Origin of the sequence: Flavobacterium johnsoniae UW101, from assembly GCF_000016645.1 — a bacterium.
In the GTDB taxonomy this organism is placed as follows: domain Bacteria; phylum Bacteroidota; class Bacteroidia; order Flavobacteriales; family Flavobacteriaceae; genus Flavobacterium; species Flavobacterium johnsoniae.
Map to the genome: position 1 here is coordinate 5,299,810 of NC_009441.1, position 21,911 is coordinate 5,321,720.

The window sequence follows — 21,911 nt, forward strand, 5'->3', positions numbered from 1 at the left end:
ATATGGCACAGTCATTAACTGAAATAGCACAAAAATTAAAAAATGCTGATAAAAAAGTAAAAGTACAATTGATTTATGCTTTCAATGGCTCTGGAAAAACAAGGCTTTCACGTGAATTTAAAGAACTGATAGCTCCTAAAAATCCTGCGTTTGAGGAAGGCGAAGAAGAATCAAAAATCAAGGTAATGTACTATAATGCATTTACCGAAGATTTGTTTTATTGGGATAATGATTTGGATAACGATTTAGATAGAAAATTAAAAATTCAGCCCAATGGTTATACCAATTGGGTACTTTTAGAACAAGGACAAGAGCCTAACATAGCGAAACATTTTCAACGCTATACAAATGATAAATTAACGCCTAATTTTAATCAAGAATATACAATTAAGGATAAGAATGGTAAAGATTTAATTATTCATGTATATTCTGAAGTCAGATTCTCATTTGAACGAGGAAATGAAGAGCCTTCTGTATTTGTCAAAATTTCCAAAGGAGAAGAGAGTTGTTTTATTTGGAGTATCTTTTACACTTTATTAGAGCAGGCTATCAATGTTTTAAATGTTGCAGAAGAAGGAGAACGTGAAACGAACCGATTTAATGATTTGAAATATGTTTTTATTGATGATCCAGTAAGTTCATTGGATGACAATCATTTGATTGAAATGGCTGTAAATATAGGTGAATTGATAAAATCAAGCCAATCAGAAGACCTTAAATTCATCATAACAACACATAATCCTTTATTTTACAATGTGTTATTCAATGAATTCAATAATTCAGATTTACGATATGGATACAAACCAAGGAATTGTATAAAATGGCGTTTAGAAAAACTAGATGATGGTACTTTTGACATTCATGCCCAGGGAAAAGATTCTCCTTTTGCATATCATCTTTTCCTTTTGAATGAACTTGAAAAAGTCAGAGTTTCTGGAGATATTCAAAAATATCATTTTAATTTTCTTCGCAATATTTTAGAAAAAACTTCTACTTTTTTAGGATATTATGAATGGAAGAAACTTTTGCCAGATGATGCGGAAGGTGCCCGAGAGGGTTATTATAAAAGAATTCTTGAACTTTCTAGTCATAGTAAAATTTCAAGCGAGGAAGTTTCTGCATTAACGACTCAAGAAAAAGATGTTTTAAAGCATTTAGTAGAAGAAATTAAAAAAATATACAAATTCAAATTGAACAATTACCAACCTGTAAATGAGGAAGATGTCACAGTATAAAACCATAGCAGAATCAAACAATTTTATTGTTTTAGATAAGTACGATAAATATTCAGTGCTTAATGAAGCACCTTCGAGTTATCAAACGGAGGCTGCACTTGAGAAAGAACTTATCCAGGACTTAATCAATCAAGGATATGAAAATCCAGATCTAAACAGTATGGAAGCGCTATTGGCAAATGTCAGAGTGCAATTGCAGGCACTCAATAACATGGCCTTTTCAGATAGCGAATGGACTCGTTTTGTAGAAGAATACTTAGACAAACCAAGTGATAATCTAGTTGAAAAAACTAGAAAAATTCATGAAAATTATATCTACGATTTTGTTTTTGATGATGGACATATTCAAAATATTTATTTAGTTGACAAAAAGAATATCGCTCGTAATAAAGTACAGGTAATTAAACAATTTGAACAAAAAGGAACACATGCCAATCGTTATGATGTTACAATTTTAATCAATGGCTTGCCTTTGGTACAAGTAGAACTAAAAAAGCGTGGTGTAGCTATTCGTGAAGCATTTAACCAAGTGCATCGCTATACAAAAGAGAGTCTTAACAGTACTAATTCTCTTTTCAAATACTTGCAGGTTTTTGTTATCTCGAACGGAACGGACAGCCGCTATTTTGCAAACACTGTTGAGCGAAACAAAAACAGCTTTGACTTTACTATGAACTGGGCAAAAGCTGATAATACATTGATTAAAGACCTTAAAGATTTTACTACAACCTTTTTTGAAAAACGCACGTTGTTAAACGTATTGCTTACCTATTCCGTTTTTGACACAAGTGATACATTACTAATTATGCGACCTTATCAAATCGCAGCTACTGAAAGAATGTTATGGAAAATTCAAAGTTCCTTTCAAGCTAAAAATTGGTCTAAAGTAGAAAGCGGTGGTTATATTTGGCATACGACAGGGTCGGGTAAAACGCTGACCAGTTTTAAAGCGGCTCGTTTAGCTACTGAATTAGATTTCATTGATAAAGTATTTTTTGTAGTGGATCGCAAAGATTTGGACTTTCAAACTATGAAAGAATACCAACGCTTTTCTCCCGATAGTGTGAACGGTTCGGATAGTACAGCAGGCTTAAAGAGAAATTTGGAGAAAGATGATAATAAAATTATTGTCACAACTATTCAGAAGCTAAACAACTTGATGAAAACAGAAAGTGATTTAGCCATTTATCAAAAACAAGTAGTTTTTATTTTTGATGAAGCACACCGTTCTCAGTTTGGAGAAGCTCAAAAGAACCTGAATAAGAAGTTTAAAAAATTCTATCAATTTGGTTTTACCGGCACGCCGATATTTGCAGGAATAAATGCACTTGGTGCAGAAAGTACTCAAAGTGTGTTTGGTTGCGAATTGCATTCTTATGTAATTACAGATGCGATTAGAGATGAAAAAGTACTGAAATTCAAAGTAGATTACAATGATGTTCGTCCACAATTTAAAAGTATAGAAACTGAGATTGATGAAAAAAAATTAACTGCTGCAGAAAACAAAAAAGCATTTTTACATCCTGCCCGTATCAAAGAAGTTTCACAATACATCCTTAAGAATTTTAGAATTAAAACGCATAGGAATCAAGGTACAAACAAAGGTTTTAATGCCATGTTTGCTGTAAGTAGTGTGGATGCAGCCAAATGTTATTATGAAGAATTAAACCACCTGCAAAAAGAAAGTGAAAAACCATTAAGAATAGCAACGATATTCTCTTACGCTGCCAATGAAGAGCAAAGTGCCATTGGTGAAATTGTCGATGAAAACTTTGAGCCAACGGCATTGGACAGCAGTGCCAAAGAATTTTTAACGGCAGCAATAAACGACTACAACACAATGTTTAAAACAAGTTTTGGAGTCGAGAGCAAAGAGTTCCAAAACTATTACCGTGATCTTGCAAAACGTGTAAAAAATAAAGAAATTGACCTTATCATCGTAGTTGGTATGTTTCTTACTGGCTTTGATGCTCCAACGCTTAACACTCTGTTTGTCGATAAGAACCTGCGTTATCATGGTTTAATGCAAGCTTTTTCTCGTACTAATCGTATTTATGATGCTACAAAAACCTTTGGAAACATTATTACTTTCAGAGATTTAGAAACAGCTACTGTAGATGCTATAACCTTATTTGGAGACAAAAACACAAAAAACGTAGTACTTGAAAAGAGCTATAAAGAATATTTAGAAGGTTTTACAGACATTGCAACAGGACATGCACGTAGAGGTTTCATAGATGTGGTAAAAGACTTAAATGAAAAATTCCCTAATCACAATGAAATTGTAACGGAAAAAGATAAAAAAGAATTCTCAAAATTATTCGGAGAGTATTTACGAGTGGAAAATATCTTGCAGAATTACGATGAGTTTACCAATCTCAAAGCATTTCAAGGTATTGATCTAAATGATGGTCAAGCCATTCAGGAATTCAAAGAAAACTACTTTGTGTCAGACAATGATATTGCAATAATGCAAGAGATAAGTTTGTTACCGGAACGAACAATTCAAGATTATCGTTCTACTTATAATGACATACGCGATTGGTTAAGACGTGAAAAAAGCGGAAAAGAAGCTGAAGAATCCACTATAGATTGGGATGATGTTGTCTTCGAAATAGACCTACTTAAATCTCAAGAAATTAACCTGGATTATATTCTTGAATTGATTTTTGAACATAATAAAAAGAATAAAGACAAAGCCACCTTGATAGAAGAAATCCGCCGGGTGATTCGTGCAAGTATAGGCAACAGAGCAAAAGAAAGTTTAGTAGTAGATTTTATAAATGAAACAGACCTTGAAACCATTCAAGATAAAGCAAATGTTATAGATTCATTCTTCAAATATGCTCAGGAAAAACAAAAAAAGGAGGCTTCAGAATTAATTACAGATGAAAACTTAAATGAGGAAGAAGCAAAACGATATATTACAGCATCTTTAAAGCGTGAATTTGCCAATGAAAACGGAACTGAACTCAATGCAATTTTACCTAAAATGAGTCCTTTAAATCCTCAGTATTTGACGAAAAAGCAAAGTGTATTCCAGAAAATTAGCTTCTTTGTCGACAAATTTAAAGGAGTTGGAGGGCAATTGTAAATGAAATTACAAATAATAATTACAAACTAATGAGTACTATAATAGGTATATGGAATGCAAGTGGCAAAGGGAAATCATCCTCCATTTTAAGTTTAGCCAACTTTTTAATGAGTACTTATCAAAGTTATCGTGTCGTTCACTGCAATAAAAACCCATCGGCTCTAACTATTGATTTTAGACTAATTCTTGAAATAAAGGGTAAAATTTATGCTTTAGAAAGTATGGGTGACCCTAATTCGGGGTTAGAGCGTCGTTTAGATGACATTATGGTTACATATAAACCAGATGTACTCGTTTGTGCAACCCGTACTAGAGGGAATACGGTCCTTGCAGTGCAAAACATTAAGGCCAAATATTCATCAGATTTAATATGGTCATCGACCTATCAAACTTCCCATAGTCATACTCTTGTAAATGATGCTAAAGCAGAACATTTACATGACTTAATGCGTAAATTAAGCTTAATATAATTACCGTCAATGTACCTATACAAAAACCAAAATAACCAAGTAAACAGCTTAAAAGAAAAACCATTTAAGCTTGAAAAAGAAATACAAAACTTGTTCGAAGCTAATTTGATTGCACTAAGTAATTTGCAATTTATTAAGTCGGAGTTTACTATCAAAAACAACCGAATTGATACTTTAGCATTTGATGAAGAAAGCAATGCTTTTGTAATTATCGAGTACAAGCGTAGCCAAAATTATAGTGTTATTGACCAAGGCGTTTCCTACCTCAACTTAATGCTCGAATACAAAGCTGATTTTATTGTTGAATACAACGAATCCCAAAAAGAAACGCTAAAACGTTCCGATGTCGATTGGTCACAAAGCCGAATCATATTCGTGTCTCCTTCTTTCACCGATTTCCAAAAACAATCCTCAAATTTCAAAGATTTATCCATTGAATTATGGGAAATCAAGCAGTTTGAAAATGATGTGATTGTAATTAACCCAATCAAAAAATCAAAATCGGCACCTAGTATAAAACAGGTACAAAACAATGACAATTCCGAAATCAGCAAAGTAACTCAAGAAATCAAAATCTATAATGAGGAAGACCATATCAGTGGTAAAAGCGATGATATAATTGAATTGTATGAAACCTTCAAAAATGCAATTCTGCAATTATCATCAGATATTGAAGTTGTTCCTAAAAAAATGTATGTCGCTTTCAAATTAAAGAACAATATTGTGGATATACGCATTCAACAAAAGAACCTCATCTTTTGGATTAACATGAAAAAAGGAACGCTTGATGATCCCAAAAATTTAGCTATTGATGCTTCCTCAAAGGGCCATTATGGTAATGGTGATTATGAATTATCTATTTCTGACACCCAAAATTTAGAATACATAATGAGTTTAATCAAACAGGCTTTATAATGGCATTAGTAGCAATCATTTTTTTAGCAATCATCATAGTGTCAATCATTTTAGGATGGGGGCTGTTTTTTAAAACATATAGTAAACTATTAATTGCAGCACTTATTCTTTTATTGTCCTTTTTAGTTCTGCTCTTTTTCACTACAATACATTCAATTGATGTTTTGGATAACGCAAAAGATTATAGCAAAATTGGTCCATACGGTGATTATATAGGTGGAATTCTTAATCCACTTATAGCGGTTTTTGCGGTTTTTGCTGCTGGCTTTGCATTTTATGCCCAATATGAAGCCAATAAACAAGTTCAAGATCAATTTAAAATTCAACAATTTGAAAGTCAATTTTTCGAGATGCTTCGACTGCATAAAGAAAATGTAAATGAAATGAAAATTACTGGATATGATTCAGTAATTCAAGAAACATTAGATAATGAAAAGAAAGTTGTTCAAATAATTAGGTCCCATAATACAAAAATAATAGAAGGCAGAAAAGTTTTTGTTTCTATGGTTGTTGAATTAATTTCATGTTATGAATTTTTAGAGGAGATAAATAGCACTTGGAAAGTTAGATATACCCCTGTAGATTTATTAAAACTATCTTATAGAATATTTTTCTTTGGTTCTAATTCTGAACTTATAATATTAGATAAAATTGATGTTGATTTTATTGATCATGTAAAAAAACAATTGCGAAAACATCGCAAAAGACATAGGGACTCAAAGGCCAATGAGCCGCCCAGAGTGATTATCACTTCGCATATTATAAATCAAGAAGGCATCGAGCTGCTGGAAATAAAAATAAGGGACAACGGCATTGGACTGGATCCTGTTTTTGCCGAGAAGATATTTGATGCCTTTGAAAGGCTTCACTCCAAAGACCAGTATGAAGGCAACGGGCTCGGCCTTGCCCTGTGCAGAAAAATAGCCAAAAGGCATAATGGTGCTATTACAGCTGCGGGGGAGAAAGACAACGGTGCTGAATTTACAGTTACCCTTCCTTTAAAACAGTCCGATTCTTATCTTTAGCACCTTGTAAGGAAATAAATAAGCTGAAAGATTCTTATCGCAAATGTGTTATTGCAAATTGTGAATTTCAATTTCGCAGATAATTCAATATATACAATCAAAAGTTTTTAAGTAGACATAAAGTGGAAGATTATGTTTATGGACAGCCCGCCCTGCACTTAATTGTATAAGGCGGGTTTATCATTTTGATTATCAAAAAAATCAATGATAAAACAGCATCTGGTTCTGTCGCAGCTGTCAGAATCAAATATAAGAATTTAACTGATTTAAAAGTCAGCCTGTTAATTTACAGAATGATTTAAACATAGATATCCCTGGTCTAATCAACTGATTCTTTCTAAGCATATGCACAAGTTCAATTCCACTCAAGGTTCGTCTTGCTGATTCAAAGCTTTTAAAGCCTAACCCGTTTTGCATCCTCCATTTTATAAATCGATGGCCCTGTTCTGCAATATTGTTGAGATATTTATACTGCCGGATTTTAATCTTTGAGAACGAACGCTTGCTATAGACTTGGACCGCTGCGGTTAGAACCGCTTTTATCAATGTTTATTACTCTTGGTATGCAGTTATTGCTAATTGCTTTAATGAGAAATGACTGAGCGCTCATTCTTTGTACTTTTTCTGGCCAAAAGAAAGTCTACTGTATGACTGGTTTATCTGCTGCTCTGTATAAATGACACCAAATACCTTTTACCTTGATATAGGTTTTATCCAATCTCCAACTCTCCCACTCTGCCTTTTCTCTTCTTCATCTCTGACTCAAGCAAAGGTGTAAACTTAAAAACCCAGCGCTGAATAACAGCATGATCAACAGAAACTCCTCGCATTTTCATGATCTCTTGAACATCCCGATAGCTTAATGTAAACCTAAGCTTAAAATATACGGCCTGCAGTATAATAGATTTAGGATAGCAATGTCCTTTGCTATTCATGAGTTTAAGAATTTAAAAAAAGGCAAAGTTAAAACGTATCTAGATGCGACAGAACCGTACAAAGTACCCATACCAAAAAAAAAAGCTTTTATAGTTCATTTGATAATTCTTCTTTTTCAAAATTAGTATATTTGCATCACTTATATTGTTACGCTTTCTTTCTGGAGAAATACAATCCCTGCAGGTTCCCTAATGAAGTATTTAAAGTTACTATACGTTTTTCTAATATTGCTGCTTGCCTTCACAGCCAGCAGCGCATCAGGCAGATCACCGGAGCCATCTTGCGCTGGGCACTTAAAAACTGGCTTTATCTCTTTTGACAATACTTTAATCACTTCTGCATTCGTAATAAAATATAAAGAGCTGGATGTTCATTTTAAATTTAAAAACAAGGTAAAATACCGTGCAACTGCTTCGGAAAGCGATGCTTTAAATATTCCTTACAGCACTAAATCAGCACTTTTTACAATCTTTAAAAACAGCTTAATTTACGGCATTGAAGTTATTTACCAAATTCAGCGTCATAATTACCTGCACCTCTACCAGCTTTTCTAAAAGCGGTCTTTCCTTATTTAAGTAAAAAATTCTCTGCGTAATTCTATAGCTTCCAAAACTGTAAAAAACAGAAAGACAGAAGAAATATGCAGTTAAGCCAGACAAGCTGTTTCTAAGACTGAAACTCTCAGTCAAGAACACTGTTCTTTCAGTATTAGTTTTTAAGAAAAATCCAATTTGAAGAAATCTTCAATTCATGCCGCAGCGATATCTTTGAACAATTAGAAACTCTTTAGTATTTGTATTTACAAGTCTAAAAACCAAATTGCAACATATTACTGCACAAATAAATTCTTGCAGCAGTAAACAATAGTACCAAATACCCTTGTTCACTGCAACATAAAAACATTCAAACATAAAACATTCAAACAGCTCCAGCAGGTAAAAAATTAATCCTTCATGAGCTTTCCAACGCTGCTTACAAATGATAAAAATAGTCCTAAAACACCTTTTAAAAGTTAAACATATCCTTATTGAAGGACAGAGAAAATTAACCCGTAAACAGTTCATTTTTCTCTCCAGCGTACTGATTGGAATTATTGCTGCCTTCGCGGTAATATTTTTAAAGGCTTTTGCTCATTGGGTCTTTTCCTTTGCAGCTTATATCAACGCAATAGTAAAATTAAGTTTTATAAACAGCATACTTCCTTTGATCGGGATACTGCTGACTGTACTTGTGGTGAACAGGATCTTAGGAGGCAGCCTAGAAAAAGGGACTTCTCAGATCTTATACATCGTCGCGCGAAAAGCCAGCATCATCCCTAAAAAACAAATGTACGCCCAGATCATGACCAGTTCCCTTACTGTGGGGCTTGGGGGTTCGGCCGGGCTGGAGAGTCCAATTGTAATTACCGGTGCCGCCTTTGGTTCCAATTTTGCCCAGCAGTTCAAATTAAGCTACCAGGAACGGACGCTGCTCATTGGATGCGGGGTTGCAGCCGGTATTGCCGCTGCTTTTAACGCTCCTATAGCCGGTGTGCTTTTTGCTGTCGAGGTGCTGCTGGTAGATGTTACAATCGCGGCTTTTACCCCTATTATGATTGCCGCTGCAACAGGCGCGCTTGTTTCAGCGGTGGTCTTAAATGAAAATATACTGCTGGTTTTTAGAGAAAAGCAGACATTTGACTATCATAATATTCCATTTTACGTGCTGCTGGGACTTTTTACTGGTCTTACAGCGGTTTTCTACGCCAGGAAATTTTTAAAAACAGAACATTTTTTTGCGCACTTAAAATTTGGCCCCTATAAAAAAGCTTTAATTGGAGGAGCGGTATTGGGAATTCTGATTTTTGTTTTCCCCACCCTGTTTGGTGAAGGTTATGAAAGCATCAAAATCCTAGCCGATAAGAACCCGGGAGCACTTTTAAAAAACACACTCTTTGAGCAATACAGCGACAGCAGCTGGATACTGCTGGCTTTCGTTGGATTTTCAATGTTCCTAAAAGCTTTTGCTTCCGGGATAACCCTTGGAAGCGGCGGGAACGGCGGGAACTTTGCTCCTTCTTTATTTCTGGGTTCCTATGCTGGATACTTCTTTTCAAAGCTGTTAAATCTGGCCGGTTTAACCGATCTTCCGATAAGCAACTTTACCCTTGTAGGGATGGCAGGAATTCTCAGCGGGCTGTTTCATGCCCCGCTGACAGCGATTTTTCTTATTGCCGAAATAACGGGAGGCTACGATCTGATGATACCCCTTATGATTGTGGCTTCGGTGAGCTTTGCTGTTTCAAAAGGTTTTGAAAAACATTCTCTCGATGTAAAAAACCTTGCCAGAAAAGGAAATGCCTTCACCAGCAATAAAGACAGCAATATTTTATGCACGCTCAATATTGAGGATCTTGTAAAAAAAGATTATTTAACCCTTACAGCAGATCAGGATATGGAAAAGATTTCCGATCTGCTGGCACACTGCGATCAGGTGGTTTTTGGAGTAGTGAGCCAGGAGAATGAGCTCGAGGGACTGGTTTATTTTGATGACATCAGAGAAATCATTTTTGATACTTCTCAAATTAAAAATACAATGGTAAAAGATATAATGTTAAAGCCGGTTCAAACTATCTATCTTTTTGACAGCATGGAAACCGTCATGAATAAATTTGAGAAAAGCAGTAAAATATTTCTCCCTGTGGAAAAAAACGGCAGGTATTATGGTTTTATGACTAAATCAGATATTTTGGAATCCTACCGAAACAGGCTTAAATCCATGACATTTGAATACTAAATTTTAGGGATTATTACATCAAACATTTTTGTTCCATGTAATTAAAAAAAATCCAGACTGCATCAAATTTTAAAAAAACAAGTAAAGAGCCGTTCGATCAGCTTTTGTTTTTCTCCCTGCAGCAAATTGAATCCCGGGCTATTATTTTGAATTTAAATCAACTAAAAAATAACCTATTAAGCGCCATAGTCGCTTTAAGATACGCATGAAAAATTTACTCTTTTTTTTATTTTCTATACTAATATTTCAAACAGCACAGTCTCAAAAAAATTCTTTAAAAAAGATCTTAGTCCTGCAGCAGCCAGGTATCAAAGACACCATATTTCATTTAAGCACCCTGGATTCCATTAGGGCAGATCTACCCGCAACTCTAATTAAAGGCAGCCAGAGCGGTCCCACTTTTACAATAACGGCAGGTATTCACGGAATGGAATATCCCGCTATAGCCTCTTTGCTGCAGCTTCGCAGGGAAATAAATCCTCAAAAACTTAAAGGAAATTTAATCATTATTCCCATCATGAACCTGCAGTCCTTCTACCAAAGAACTCCTTTTGTAAACCCCTCTGACAACCTGAACTTAAACCGCGTTTTTCCAGGAAACAAAACAGGAAGTATCACCGAGGTAATTGCTGATTTTATAACCACTCAGGTTTTTGACGCCACGGACGTGTTTCTGGATCTGCATGGCGGGGATGTCAATGAAGATCTCATACCCTTTATCTGTTATTACGATAACAAGGAATTCAAAGAGCAGACCCGGCTGGTTTCCCGTCTTAGTGAAAACAGCGGTTTTTCCACCATTGTGAGTTATCCCTATGTCATCGCCGAAGGCCGGCCGGCGATGTATGCCTTTAAGCAGGCCGTAAGGCTGGGCATCCCGGCGCTAAGCATTGAAATTGGAAAGCTTGGCAACTGCGAGAAGTCAGATGTTTCCTTTACTAAAAATGCAGTTTACCTCATGCTCAAAGAGCTGCAAATGTATGAAAGCAAAAAAGTGATACCAGGTGCTCCTGCAAAAAACAAATATAACAGGCAGGCCTACGTTCCAGGACCCGGCCAGGGATTATTTTACAGCAGTTTTAAAGCAGGAAGCAGAGTTATAAAAGAAGAGGAAATTGGCTATATCACAGATGTTTTTGGCCGTAATGTGAAAATAATCACCGCGCCCCAAAGCGGCACAATTCTCTATAAGGCAGGAAGACTGCCGGTAAACGAAGGCGAAACATTATTCTGTATCGGCTATAAGGCTGTGAATTAATTTTATATCAATACCGAAAGCTCCAAGATCATGCCGCTTTGAAAAGTTTTTATCTTCATGAACAATACTGCCTGCTGTCAGCCGTTTACAATAGTTCGGTGCCTTGCCTATCATAATAGCACTATAATTAAAGCACTCAGACAAATTTAAACTCCTATGAAAAAATTTCAAATTAAAAAAACAGAGCACGGAAAATGGCTAGTATCTCACAACGAAGTTCCCAAATTCAACTGTATTTTTGAGGATAAGAAATTCAATTACGATAGAACAATCATTGGCCTTTTAGATCCAGCAGGTGATCCAGAGGAAATTCAGTTAGTACAAAAAATGGAAAAATGGCTCAAACAATACCACAAGGATAAAATCAATGGATAATAAACGCTTCACTTTACTAATAATCTTTTTGAACTCCATCCCTGTTATTAAAATAAATCTTATCTTTAAATACAGCGATCACAGCAGTACCCCTAATGTAGACATTCATGAGAAAAATTACTGACATTCTGAATCTTAGAGAAGGAGAAGACGACAGAGAAAAAACACTGGAGACCGTTAAAAAAAACATTTCCTTTAAAGGAGCTAATCTTTGGATACTGGCCTGCGCCATAATTGTGGCCTCGGTGGGGCTTAATGTAAACTCAACAGCGGTAATCATTGGTGCGATGCTGATATCCCCTCTGATGGGGCCTATTGTAGGGGCCGGTTTTGCCCTTGGCATTTATGACTTTTCACTGCTTAAAAAATCACTCAAAAACCTGCTCAATGCAACGGTTGTGAGTCTGGTGGTCTCCACGCTTTATTTTTACCTGAGTCCTTTCAAGGACGTTCAGTCGGAGCTTCTGGCGAGAACCTCCCCGAACATTTACGATATTCTTATCGCTTTTTTTGGCGGTGTTGTCGGTGTCATTGCCGTTACGCGTTCAGAGAAAGGAAATCCTATTCCCGGAGTAGCTATTGCAACGGCTTTAATGCCGCCTTTATGCACGGCAGGTTACGGGATTGCAACTGCCCAGTGGACCTTTTTTCTAGGAGCTTTCTACCTTTATTGCATCAACTGCGTTTTTATAGGTATCGCCACTTTTCTAATCATAAAATACCTGAATTATCCTGCTGTTAAACAGGTGGATGAAAAACAGCAGCAAAGGGTTAAGTATATTATTGCTTTTCTCATTACTGCCATGCTGGTTCCCAGCAGTTATCTTGCTTATTCTCTATACAGGGAACAGCAGTTTAAAAAAAATGTAGAGCTTTTTGTTGACAGTGAGTTCAGCAGCAAGGGTTATACAGTGGTTTATAAAAAGACTGATTTTAACGCGAAGCAGAAAAAACTCGAACTTGCTTTCCTGTCCAAACGATTTTCCGATAAGGAGATTCAAAGCCTTAAAAACAGGCTCAACAGCAATAAATACCTTGCCGGCACCAGCCTTCGCATTAGACAGGACAGCACCGACCGCTTTAACGACATAAAAGGCGATATATTAAATCAGATCAAGAGCAGTGAAAACGAAATGAATGTAAAAGATGTTAAAATAATCCAGCTGGAAAAAGAGCTGAAAAAAAACAAATTTGACAACAAACAGCTTTTAAATGAAATAAGAACCTTATTTCCTGATGTCCATTCGCTTTCCATTGCCAAAAATACTTTAGTGAATTATAAAGACAGCACCTCAACGATCACCGCTGTAATTTACGATGCCTCAAAAAACCTAACGGCAGAGGATAGTGAAAAACTGACCAAATGGCTCAATGAACGTCTTTTAGTGAAAGATGCCGCATTGTTTAAAAGACAGTAAGCCCTTTTAGAAAGAATCAACAAAAACTACTGTTCCTGTTTATTTTTATTATACGAGCTCAGCAGGATAAAGCCTGCTGCACCGGCAAGTACAGAGGCTGTTAATATGGCAAACTTAGCTTCATTCTGATAGGCCTGCTCCTGAAAAGACAATAGTGCTATAAAGATGGACATGGTAAAGCCGATTCCGCCTAAAAGCCCCAGTCCAAGTACATGAGTCCATGTGGTCTGAGCAGGCAGATCAGCAGCCCTGATCTTCACCGAGAGCCATGACATTACAAAGATACCAATGGGTTTGCCCAGGACAAGCCCCAGAATAATTCCAAGTCCGAGATTACCGGTAAGTCCCTGCAGCATTTCGGATTCAAAAGCGATGTTAGTATTGGCCAGTGCAAAAACAGGCATGATGATAAAATTTACCGGACGAGCCAAAGCATGTTCCAGCTTTTCCAAAGGGGAATCCTTGTCTTCTTGGTTAGTGGGAAGCGTTAAGGCCGTAAGCACTCCGGCTATCGTGGCATGAATCCCTGAATGGTGTATAAAATACCACATCACCGCACCGGGCAGGAGATAAAAAAATAAATTCTTAACCCCCAAGCGGTTAAAAACCATAAGTAGTACAAATATTCCCCCTGCATAACCCAGATACAGAAAATGAAGTTCCGAGGAATAAAAAACCGCGATAACCAAAATGGCAATCAGATCATCCACTATGGCCAGGGCGGCAAGGAATATTTTAAGCCCTGAGGGAACCTTATCTCCTAAAAGGGAAAGTATTCCAAGAGCAAAAGCAATATCGGTAGCCATTGGGATTCCCCATCCTTTGGCAGTATCAGGACTTTGTCCGTTAAAAAGAAAGTAAATCAATGCGGGAATGATAACCCCTCCAACAGCTGCCAGAACCGGCAGGGCGGCATGGCGAAGAGAAGAAAGCTCACCTTCTATCACTTCCCTTTTTATTTCAAGACCTACCAGGAGAAAAAAAACAGCCATCAAACCATCGTTGATCCACAGCAGGATCGGATACCGCAGCTGCAGGCCCGCTGCTTCAAATCCCAAAGGATACCCCAGAAAATCATTAAAATGTACTCCGAGCCCCGTATTGGCCACTATAAGAGAAACCAGCACACAAATTAAAAGCAGAATCCCTCCTGCTGCGGAAGATCGGAAAAAATGCGTGAAAATTTTGAGATTTATAAGTTTTGCCATTGAACAAAAATAGGCATTAGGGCTTAAAATGCCAAGAAGATCCATGCATAAAAATGAACCAGCACCCAGTATTATTAATAATGCCAGTTAGGGCCAATCACGTAAGTAAGATTATTTTGCAAAGGCACACTAATTAGACCCTCTTCTGTTAACGGGCACTGGCTGGGTATCCCGTTCATTTTATCCGGTCTTTTCATCATCAGCTCTTATATAAAAAAGCCTGCTTTTAAGAGCTGATATGCAAAAGGCATTGATAAGACCTGGGTTGGAACCATACTTCATATTAGGAATTGATGCCCAGCTTTTCATTTTCTTTAAAACGGCTGGCTTTTGATAAAAAAAAGACAAGGCATAATCTCTATTTATTTACCAATTCATAATATGAGGGCTAAAAAATAAATGATTTCTTTACTAAATCGTCTAAAAAATCCCAAATTACCATTTGGCATAAATTAGTAAATTACAGTGATTGTTTTTATAAAATTCTTTATCTAAATTTGTCTTTCCTATGAAAAAATGGTTTGCTAGTTTTACCCTGTTACTTGTTGTCCTGCTAATGGGATATGGCAGTGTATATACAAGCAGCAGCCAATTCTCAGAGAAAAAACCGCAGCCTGCAGCACTTCGGGAAATAAAGTCCGATACGGGAGCTTATCTTGCTAAAAGACATTCTGTTGAAACCTTCAAAAGAAAATGCTGTCTTTTAGATAATGAAGAAAATGAAGAAAATTTTTCCACCATTCAAAAACAGCTTGTAAAAAGCAGCTGCTTTTTACATTTCCTTCTCCGCAATAAATTTGCAGTGTGTCCTGCCTTTAACAAAAAGGCTGATAACTTTAAAATTTTCGCCTTACTTTCTAATAAAGTATACCTTCGATTTCAAGTTTTCCGAATTTGATTTTTTACCCTAAGTAGTCACAAACTATTCTAATTTACCGTTTTATCCTTTGCCAGCAGATTATTTCTCTAAGCCGGCAAACGGATGCGGAATACTTCAGCCTTATTTAAGGCTGTTAAAAAAATCAAAAATCATTACGTTTTAATTCTGAAATTATTATGAAAAGAATTTTCATGCTCATGTCTTTATGTGCATTAGTTTTTGCAGGCTGCAACTCTAAAAAAGAAGGAGAAAAAGAGGAAAAAACCAAATTTCTGGTTACTGCTCCAATTCAAAAAGATACTATCATTACAAAAGATTACGTATCGCAGATACATTCCATACAGCATATTGAAATAAGGGCCCAAGAACGCGGCTATTTAGAAAAAATCTATGTCGATGAAGGACAGATGGTCAAAAAGGGACAGCTATTATTTAAAATTATGCCGGCACTCTACGAAGCGGAACTAAAAAAATCCAAAGCAGAGGTAAGTTTCACCTCCATTGAATACCAAAATGCAAAAAAACTGGCGGATGAAAAAGTAGTTTCTCCAAACGAACTTGCTATGGCCAAAGCGAAGCTGGAAAAAGCAGATGCTGAAATGGCTTTAAGCAGAGTCCATCTTCAGTTTACTGAAATCAGGGCACCTTTTGACGGCATAATAGACAAGTTTCACGTGCGCCAGGGAAGTCTGGTTGATGAAGGCGAACTGCTTACAGAACTGGCAGACAACAGCTCTATGTGGGTGTATTACAATGTTCCGGAATCTGAATATTTGGATTATCAGGAACAAACAGATAAAAGAGGCAAAATGAAAGTCAATCTGCTAATGGCCAATAACAAAAAATTCCAATACCCTGGAGTTGTAGAAACTATTGAAGCCGATTTTGACAATGAAACAGGAAATATTCCTTTTAGAGCCACTTTTCCAAATCCAAAAAGATTATTGAGACACGGAGAAACAGGAAGCATCCAGATGCCGATAGAACTGAAAAATGCTATGCTTATCCCTCAGAAAGCCACATTTGAAGTTTTGGACAAGAAATATGTATATGTAATTGACAAAAACAATGCCGTAAAATCCAGAGAGGTTGTTATTGCCGCGGAAATGCCTCACCTATTTGTAATAAAACAAGGTTTGTCAATTCACGATAAAATTCTTTTAGAGGGGCTTCGTCTTGTAAAAGAAAATCAGAAAATAGACTACGAAGTGGTAAAACCCCAGTCGGTTATCTCCAATTTAGAACTCTATGCAGAATAACCGAATCTAAAAGAAAAAGAAATGTTTAATAAATTTATACATAGACCCGTTTTTGCAATTATAATTTCGATTATAATTGTCTTTATAGGCACGCTGTCCATAAAACAGCTTCCTATATCGCAATTCCCGCAGATTGCGCCCACAACAGTAAATATCTTTATTGCTTATCCGGGAGCAAGTGCCGATGTATTGGTAAAATCTACTTTAATTACCTTAGAGAATTCGCTTAACGGCACGCAGGGTGTACGTTACATGGCGACAGATGCAACGAGTGCCGGAGAAGCAACACTCAGGATCATATTTGAACCGGGAACCGATCCTAATGAAGCTGTAATCAGGGTGAAAACAAGGGTCGATCAGGTAATGCCACTATTGCCTGAACTGGTTCAGCGTGAAGGAGTTGTCATCACTCCTATTCAGCCCAGCATGCTGATGTATGTGAACCTTTACTCGAAGAGCAAAAGCATGGACGAGAAGTTTCTCTACAACTATGCCGATGTAAAAATGATTCCAGAAATCAGCCGTGTAAAAGGTGTGGCCAGAACCCAGATATTAGGCAGCCGTAAATATGCGATGCGTGTTTGGCTGAATCCTGACCGAATGAGAGCGTATAAAATTTCTGTTGAAGAAGTCATGCAGGCGCTCCAGGAACAAAGCATTATCGGCCGTCCGGGAAGATTGGGCCAGAGTTCAGGCATTGCCGCACAATCCCTAGAATATGTGCTGACCTATAAAGGAAGATACGACGAGCCTAAAGAATATGAAAATGTAATTGTGCGCGCCAATTCTGAAGGCGAGAGCATTCGTTTAAAAGACATTGCAAAAGTGGAATTAGGAAGTGAGTTTTTCGATATTTACTCCAATCTGGACGGCCATCCTTCTGCCGCTATTGTACTGAAACAAAACTACGGAAGCAATGCTAGCGACGTCATTAATGACGTAAAAGCGAAACTCGAAGAAATGAAAGCCAGTTTTCCTCCTGGGATGGATTATAAGATCAGTTATGACGTTTCGCAGTTCTTAGATGCTTCTATCGATCAGGTGGTGCATACTTTAAGGGATGCATTTATCCTGGTTGCTTTAGTTGTATTTGTTTTTTTAGGAGATTGGCGCTCCACTTTAATTCCGATTATTGCGGTTCCAGTTTCTTTGATTGGAGCTTTCTTCGTGATCCAGATCTTTGGAATGTCAATCAACTTGGTAACACTCTTCTCTTTGGTGCTGGCAATCGGAATTGTGGTAGATAACGCGATTGTCGTCGTGGAGGCAGTCCATGCCAAGTTTGAAGAATTTCCACATATTACACCTTATCATGCTGTAAAATTAGTTCTTGGCGAGATTGGAGGTGCTATTATTGCTATTACAGCTGTTATGGTTTCTGTATTTATTCCCGTTTCGTTTATGTCGGGCCCAGTTGGAACTTTCTACAGACAATTTTCGGTTACCATGTCAAGTTCGATTATCATTTCGGCAATCGTGGCTTTAACCCTTACTCCTGTTCTTTGTGCAATTCTTTTGAAAAATAATCATGGAAAAGAGAAAAAAGGAAATATCCTCACCAAGTCTCTTGATGCTTTCAACAGATGGTTTGAAAGGCTTACAAGCCGTTATGTTATTGTTTTAAAGGCCATCGTAAGCCGAAGAGTTTTAACTTTTGGAATCCTGATTGCCTTCTGCGCTTTTATCTTTATAGAAAATAGAGTACTCCCTTCAGGGTTTATTCCAAATGAAGATCAGGGAACTATTTACGGCATCATCCAAACGCCGCCAGGTGCGACTTTAGAGAGAACCAATCAGGTAGCCCAGAAACTGCAGAAAATCTGTGAAAAGGTGGAAGGGGTTGAATCGGTTTCTTCTCTGGCTGGTTACGAAATCATGACCGAAGGACGCGGATCTAATGCCGGAACCTGTCTGATTAACCTGAAATCATGGTCTGAGAGAAAACATTCCGTAACCCAAATCATGGAAGAACTGGAAAAGAAATCTAAAGATCTGGGGGCTGTTGTCGAATTTTTTGAACCCCCTGCAATTCCTGGTTTTGGTTCTTCCGGTGGTTTTTCTATGCGTTTACTGGATAAAACAACCGGTACCAATTACCAAGAGTTTGATAAAATCAACAAGCAGTTTATGTCCGAACTCGGCAAACGCAAAGAACTCTCCGGTTTGTTTACTTTTTTTGCCGCCAATTATCCGCAGTACGAATTGGAGATCAATAATGATCTGGCAATGCAAAAAGGGGTCTCTATTGGAAAAGCGATGGAAAACCTTAACATTTTAATCGGAAGTACATACGAACAGGGATTCATCAAATTTGGACGTTTTTTTAAAGTATATGTACAGTCTGATCCAAAATTCAGAAGGCTTCCATCTGATATATTGAATCTCTTTGTAAAAAATGATCATGGAAAAATGGTTCCTTACTCCGCCTTTATGACTCTTAAAAAAACGCAGGGTCCTAATGAGATCACGCGTTACAATATGTACAATTCTGCCGCTATTCAGGGCCAGCCAGCAAAAGGATACACCACTGCGGATGCTATCAAAGCGGTACAGGAAACGGCTCTTAAAACACTTCCTAAAGGATATGATATTGCATGGGAGGGCCTTTCCTATGATGAAGCCGGAAGAGGTAACGAATCGCTTTACATCTTCTTGATGGTATTGGCTTTCGTTTATTTTGTATTGGCCGCGCAATACGAGAGTTTTATTATTCCGCTGTCTGTGATTTTATCTATTCCTGTTGGAATTTTAGGCTCTTTTGTCATTCTGCAGATTATGGGTCTGCAAAACGACATTTACGCCCAAATTGGGCTCATCATGCTTGTCGGACTGCTAGGAAAGAACGCCGTGCTGATAGTCGAATTTGCCGTGCTCAAGCATCAGCAGGGGGCGACAATTCTAGAAGCGGCCATTGAAGGCGCTAAAGTCCGTTTCAGACCGATCTTAATGACATCATTTGCCTTTATTGCCGGTTTAATTCCGTTGATTTTTGCTTCTGGAGCTGGCGCAATCGGTAACAGGACTATTGGAGGATCTGCACTTGGAGGAATGCTTTTCGGAACCCTTTTCGGAGTAATAATTGTCCCTGGACTATACTACATTTTTGGCTCATTGGCACAGGGCCGAAAACTAATTAAAGGAGAAGAAGAAAGTTCATTATCGGATGATTTCATGCATCATATTGATGATTTTTCAACAAATAATCAAACACGGGAAAATGAAGAATAACAGAAATATAAAATACGCAGGCCTAGCCTGCTTATTGCTCTCTATAGCGGGCTGTAAAACGACGACTATTGCAGAAAAAACAGAAAACAAAACAGTGCCAGAAAACTATGCCGATAATGGCTTGGACACTCTTAATACTGGAAAAGTAAAATGGAGAAGCTATTTTACTGATGAAAATTTAGAAAACCTGATTGATATTGCGCTCAAGAACAATCAGGAATTAAATAGTACGCTTCAGGAAATCGAAATTGCAAGAAGCGAAGTAAAAGCCCGAAAAGGAGAATATCTGCCTTTTGTTGGCTTTAGCGCTGGTGCAGATGTAACCAAATCCGGAAGATACACAAGCACAGGTTCAGGCGAGGCAACAACAGAGATTATGCCGGGCAGAGAAACGCCTGATCCGCTTCCCAATTACCGTTTTGCACTGACTTCAAGCTGGGAAATCGATATTTGGAACAAGCTGCATACTGCCAAAAAAGCCGCTTTAAACCGTTATTTGGGCTCTATTGAAGGAAAGAATTTCGTAGTCACCAATCTGATTGCAGAAATAGCCGATTCGTATTACGAACTTTTAGCGTTGGATAATCAATTGGAAATCATCAGACAAAATATTGATATTCAAACGAATGCCTTAAAAGTCGTAAAAATACAAAAAGAGGCGGCAAGGGTAAACGAACTGGCTGTGCGCCGGTTTGAGGCTCAGATTTTAAGCACGCAAAGCCTTCAGTTTGGCATACAGCAGCAGATAACCGAAACAGAAAATAAAATCAATTTCCTCTTGGGGCGTTTTCCTCAAAAAATTGCCAGAAACAGCAATACATTCAGTTCTATAACTCCTGCAGATATTCATGCCGGAGTGCCTTCTCAGCTTCTGGAAAATCGTCCCGACATTAAAAAAGCAGAAATGGAACTAATCGCTGCAAAACTCGACATTAAGGCCGCTAAAGCTAAATTTTATCCATCGCTGGGCATTTCAGCAGGAATTGGTTATGAAGCTTTCAATGCCAAGTATCTGCTGACTTCTCCAGAATCTCTATTGTATTCCATAGCCGGAGATTTGGTTGCTCCTTTGATTAACAGAAATGCCATTAAAGCAGAATATCTTACCGCTGGCGCCAAACAGATCCAGGCAGTCTACAATTATGAAAGGACCCTGGTAAATGCTTACGTTGAAGTGGCAAACCAACTGTCTAAAATTCAAAATACGGCAAAAAGCTATGATTTGAAGTCAAAACAGGTTGAGGCTTTAAACGAATCTGTTCAGATATCCACTAACTTGTTTAGTTCTGCCAGGGCAGATTATATGGAAGTTTTACTGACCCAGAAAGATGCTTTAGAATCTAAGTTTGAACTTATCGAAACCAAAAAACAGCAGATGAATGCTTTTGTAAATATTTACAAAGCATTAGGCGGCGGGTGGAATTAGTAGTTTTCATTTTTATTTGATTTTTTGAAAAGGAGACCTGTTTTTTAACAGGGCTCCTTTTCTGCTTACCACCTAGTCCTGGATCAAATATAAAACTAATCCAGCTGTACAATTGCTAAGCGTATGCCCTCAGGCGATAGAATCTGTCGGCAATCTTCCGCTGCACCTATGATTTTATAAGCTCTGCCTCATTTTCAGATGCCGTTAAAAAATAATTCAGGTACTATTTTCCTCTTTACCAGCTATGGACAATCTGGGCGCTCTCTTCAGATCATGCCTCTTTCGGCTTAAAATTTTAATTCTGCGCTGTTTCCAGAGCACTTTTATCCTTACTGCCTGTATTGTTTTATCTATTTCAGTGCTGTTCCAGCAGATCCGGCACGCAGCCCATCTTTTAAACATTAGCTTT

At 37.4% G+C, this 21,911-nt stretch carries 15 protein-coding genes and 1 pseudogene; 14 read left to right on the forward strand and 2 right to left on the reverse strand.

Annotation, left to right across the window (positions count from 1 at the left end):
* The first annotated feature begins 2 nt into the window (after positions 1-2).
* Genes FJOH_RS22725 through FJOH_RS22745 form a run of 5 tightly spaced genes read left to right on the forward strand, consistent with a single transcriptional unit; the run spans position 3 to position 6,739 of the window.
* On the forward strand, positions 3-1,235 hold the full coding sequence (locus FJOH_RS22725) for an AAA family ATPase (protein WP_012026368.1): 1,233 nt from the start codon (positions 3-5) through the stop codon (positions 1,233-1,235).
* Entirely contained in the window at positions 1,222-4,329 is a 3,108-nt protein-coding gene (locus FJOH_RS22730; protein ID WP_044048033.1) for a type I restriction endonuclease subunit R, read from the forward strand. The genes FJOH_RS22725 and FJOH_RS22730 overlap by 14 nt, the downstream gene beginning before the upstream one ends.
* A 29-nt stretch (positions 4,330-4,358) precedes the next feature.
* Entirely contained in the window at positions 4,359-4,799 is a 441-nt protein-coding gene (locus FJOH_RS22735; protein ID WP_012026370.1) for a hypothetical protein, read from the forward strand.
* A gap of 9 nt (positions 4,800-4,808) precedes the next feature.
* On the forward strand, positions 4,809-5,714 hold the full coding sequence (locus FJOH_RS22740; RefSeq protein ID WP_012026371.1) for a DUF5655 domain-containing protein: 906 nt from the start codon (positions 4,809-4,811) through the stop codon (positions 5,712-5,714).
* The gene (locus FJOH_RS22745) at positions 5,714-6,739 is read left to right on the forward strand and encodes a sensor histidine kinase (protein ID WP_012026372.1); all 1,026 of its coding nucleotides are present in this window, start codon (positions 5,714-5,716) and stop codon (positions 6,737-6,739) included. Before FJOH_RS22740 ends, FJOH_RS22745 begins: the two co-directional genes overlap by 1 nt.
* Before the next feature lie 273 nt (positions 6,740-7,012).
* Here the strand turns inward: FJOH_RS22745 and FJOH_RS27440 are convergent.
* A pseudogene (locus FJOH_RS27440) lies at positions 7,013-7,674 on the reverse strand (IS6 family transposase).
* A 192-nt stretch (positions 7,675-7,866) separates the two neighbouring features.
* On the opposite strand from FJOH_RS27440, the gene FJOH_RS22755 reads away from it, so the two are divergent.
* The 5 genes from FJOH_RS22755 (at position 7,867) to FJOH_RS22775 (ending at position 13,501) form a co-directional block, all read left to right on the forward strand.
* The gene (locus FJOH_RS22755; protein WP_012026373.1) at positions 7,867-8,229 is read left to right on the forward strand and encodes a hypothetical protein; all 363 of its coding nucleotides are present in this window, start codon (positions 7,867-7,869) and stop codon (positions 8,227-8,229) included.
* A gap of 424 nt (positions 8,230-8,653) precedes the next feature.
* Complete coding sequence (locus FJOH_RS22760) at positions 8,654-10,450, forward strand: chloride channel protein (protein WP_012026374.1); 1,797 nt, start codon at positions 8,654-8,656, stop codon at positions 10,448-10,450.
* A gap of 205 nt (positions 10,451-10,655) precedes the next feature.
* On the forward strand, positions 10,656-11,708 hold the full coding sequence (locus FJOH_RS22765; protein ID WP_012026375.1) for a M14 family metallopeptidase: 1,053 nt from the start codon (positions 10,656-10,658) through the stop codon (positions 11,706-11,708).
* Between the two features lie 156 nt (positions 11,709-11,864).
* Complete coding sequence (locus FJOH_RS22770) at positions 11,865-12,083, forward strand: hypothetical protein (RefSeq protein ID WP_044048035.1); 219 nt, start codon at positions 11,865-11,867, stop codon at positions 12,081-12,083.
* A 107-nt stretch (positions 12,084-12,190) separates the two neighbouring features.
* On the forward strand, positions 12,191-13,501 hold the full coding sequence (locus FJOH_RS22775) for a TIGR00341 family protein (RefSeq protein WP_012026376.1): 1,311 nt from the start codon (positions 12,191-12,193) through the stop codon (positions 13,499-13,501).
* Between the two features lie 26 nt (positions 13,502-13,527).
* On the opposite strand, the gene nhaA is transcribed toward FJOH_RS22775, so the two are convergent.
* Positions 13,528-14,709, reverse strand: a complete 1,182-nt coding sequence (nhaA, locus tag FJOH_RS22780) for a Na+/H+ antiporter NhaA (protein WP_044048542.1) — start codon at positions 14,707-14,709, stop codon at positions 13,528-13,530.
* Positions 14,710-15,217: 508 nt separating this feature from the next.
* Between nhaA and FJOH_RS22785 the strand changes: the two genes are divergently transcribed.
* The 4 genes from FJOH_RS22785 to FJOH_RS22800 all read left to right on the forward strand — a co-directional run bounded on the left by FJOH_RS22785 (position 15,218) and on the right by FJOH_RS22800 (position 21,502).
* Positions 15,218-15,607, forward strand: coding sequence for a hypothetical protein (locus FJOH_RS22785; protein ID WP_012026378.1), 390 nt, complete (start codon positions 15,218-15,220; stop codon positions 15,605-15,607).
* A 158-nt stretch (positions 15,608-15,765) separates the two neighbouring features.
* The gene (locus tag FJOH_RS22790; protein WP_012026379.1) at positions 15,766-16,848 is read left to right on the forward strand and encodes an efflux RND transporter periplasmic adaptor subunit; all 1,083 of its coding nucleotides are present in this window, start codon (positions 15,766-15,768) and stop codon (positions 16,846-16,848) included.
* Between the two features lie 21 nt (positions 16,849-16,869).
* On the forward strand, positions 16,870-20,076 hold the full coding sequence (locus FJOH_RS22795) for an efflux RND transporter permease subunit (protein ID WP_012026380.1): 3,207 nt from the start codon (positions 16,870-16,872) through the stop codon (positions 20,074-20,076).
* Entirely contained in the window at positions 20,066-21,502 is a 1,437-nt protein-coding gene (locus tag FJOH_RS22800; protein WP_012026381.1) for a TolC family protein, read from the forward strand. The genes FJOH_RS22795 and FJOH_RS22800 overlap by 11 nt, the downstream gene beginning before the upstream one ends.
* The last annotated feature ends 409 nt before the right edge of the window (positions 21,503-21,911 follow it).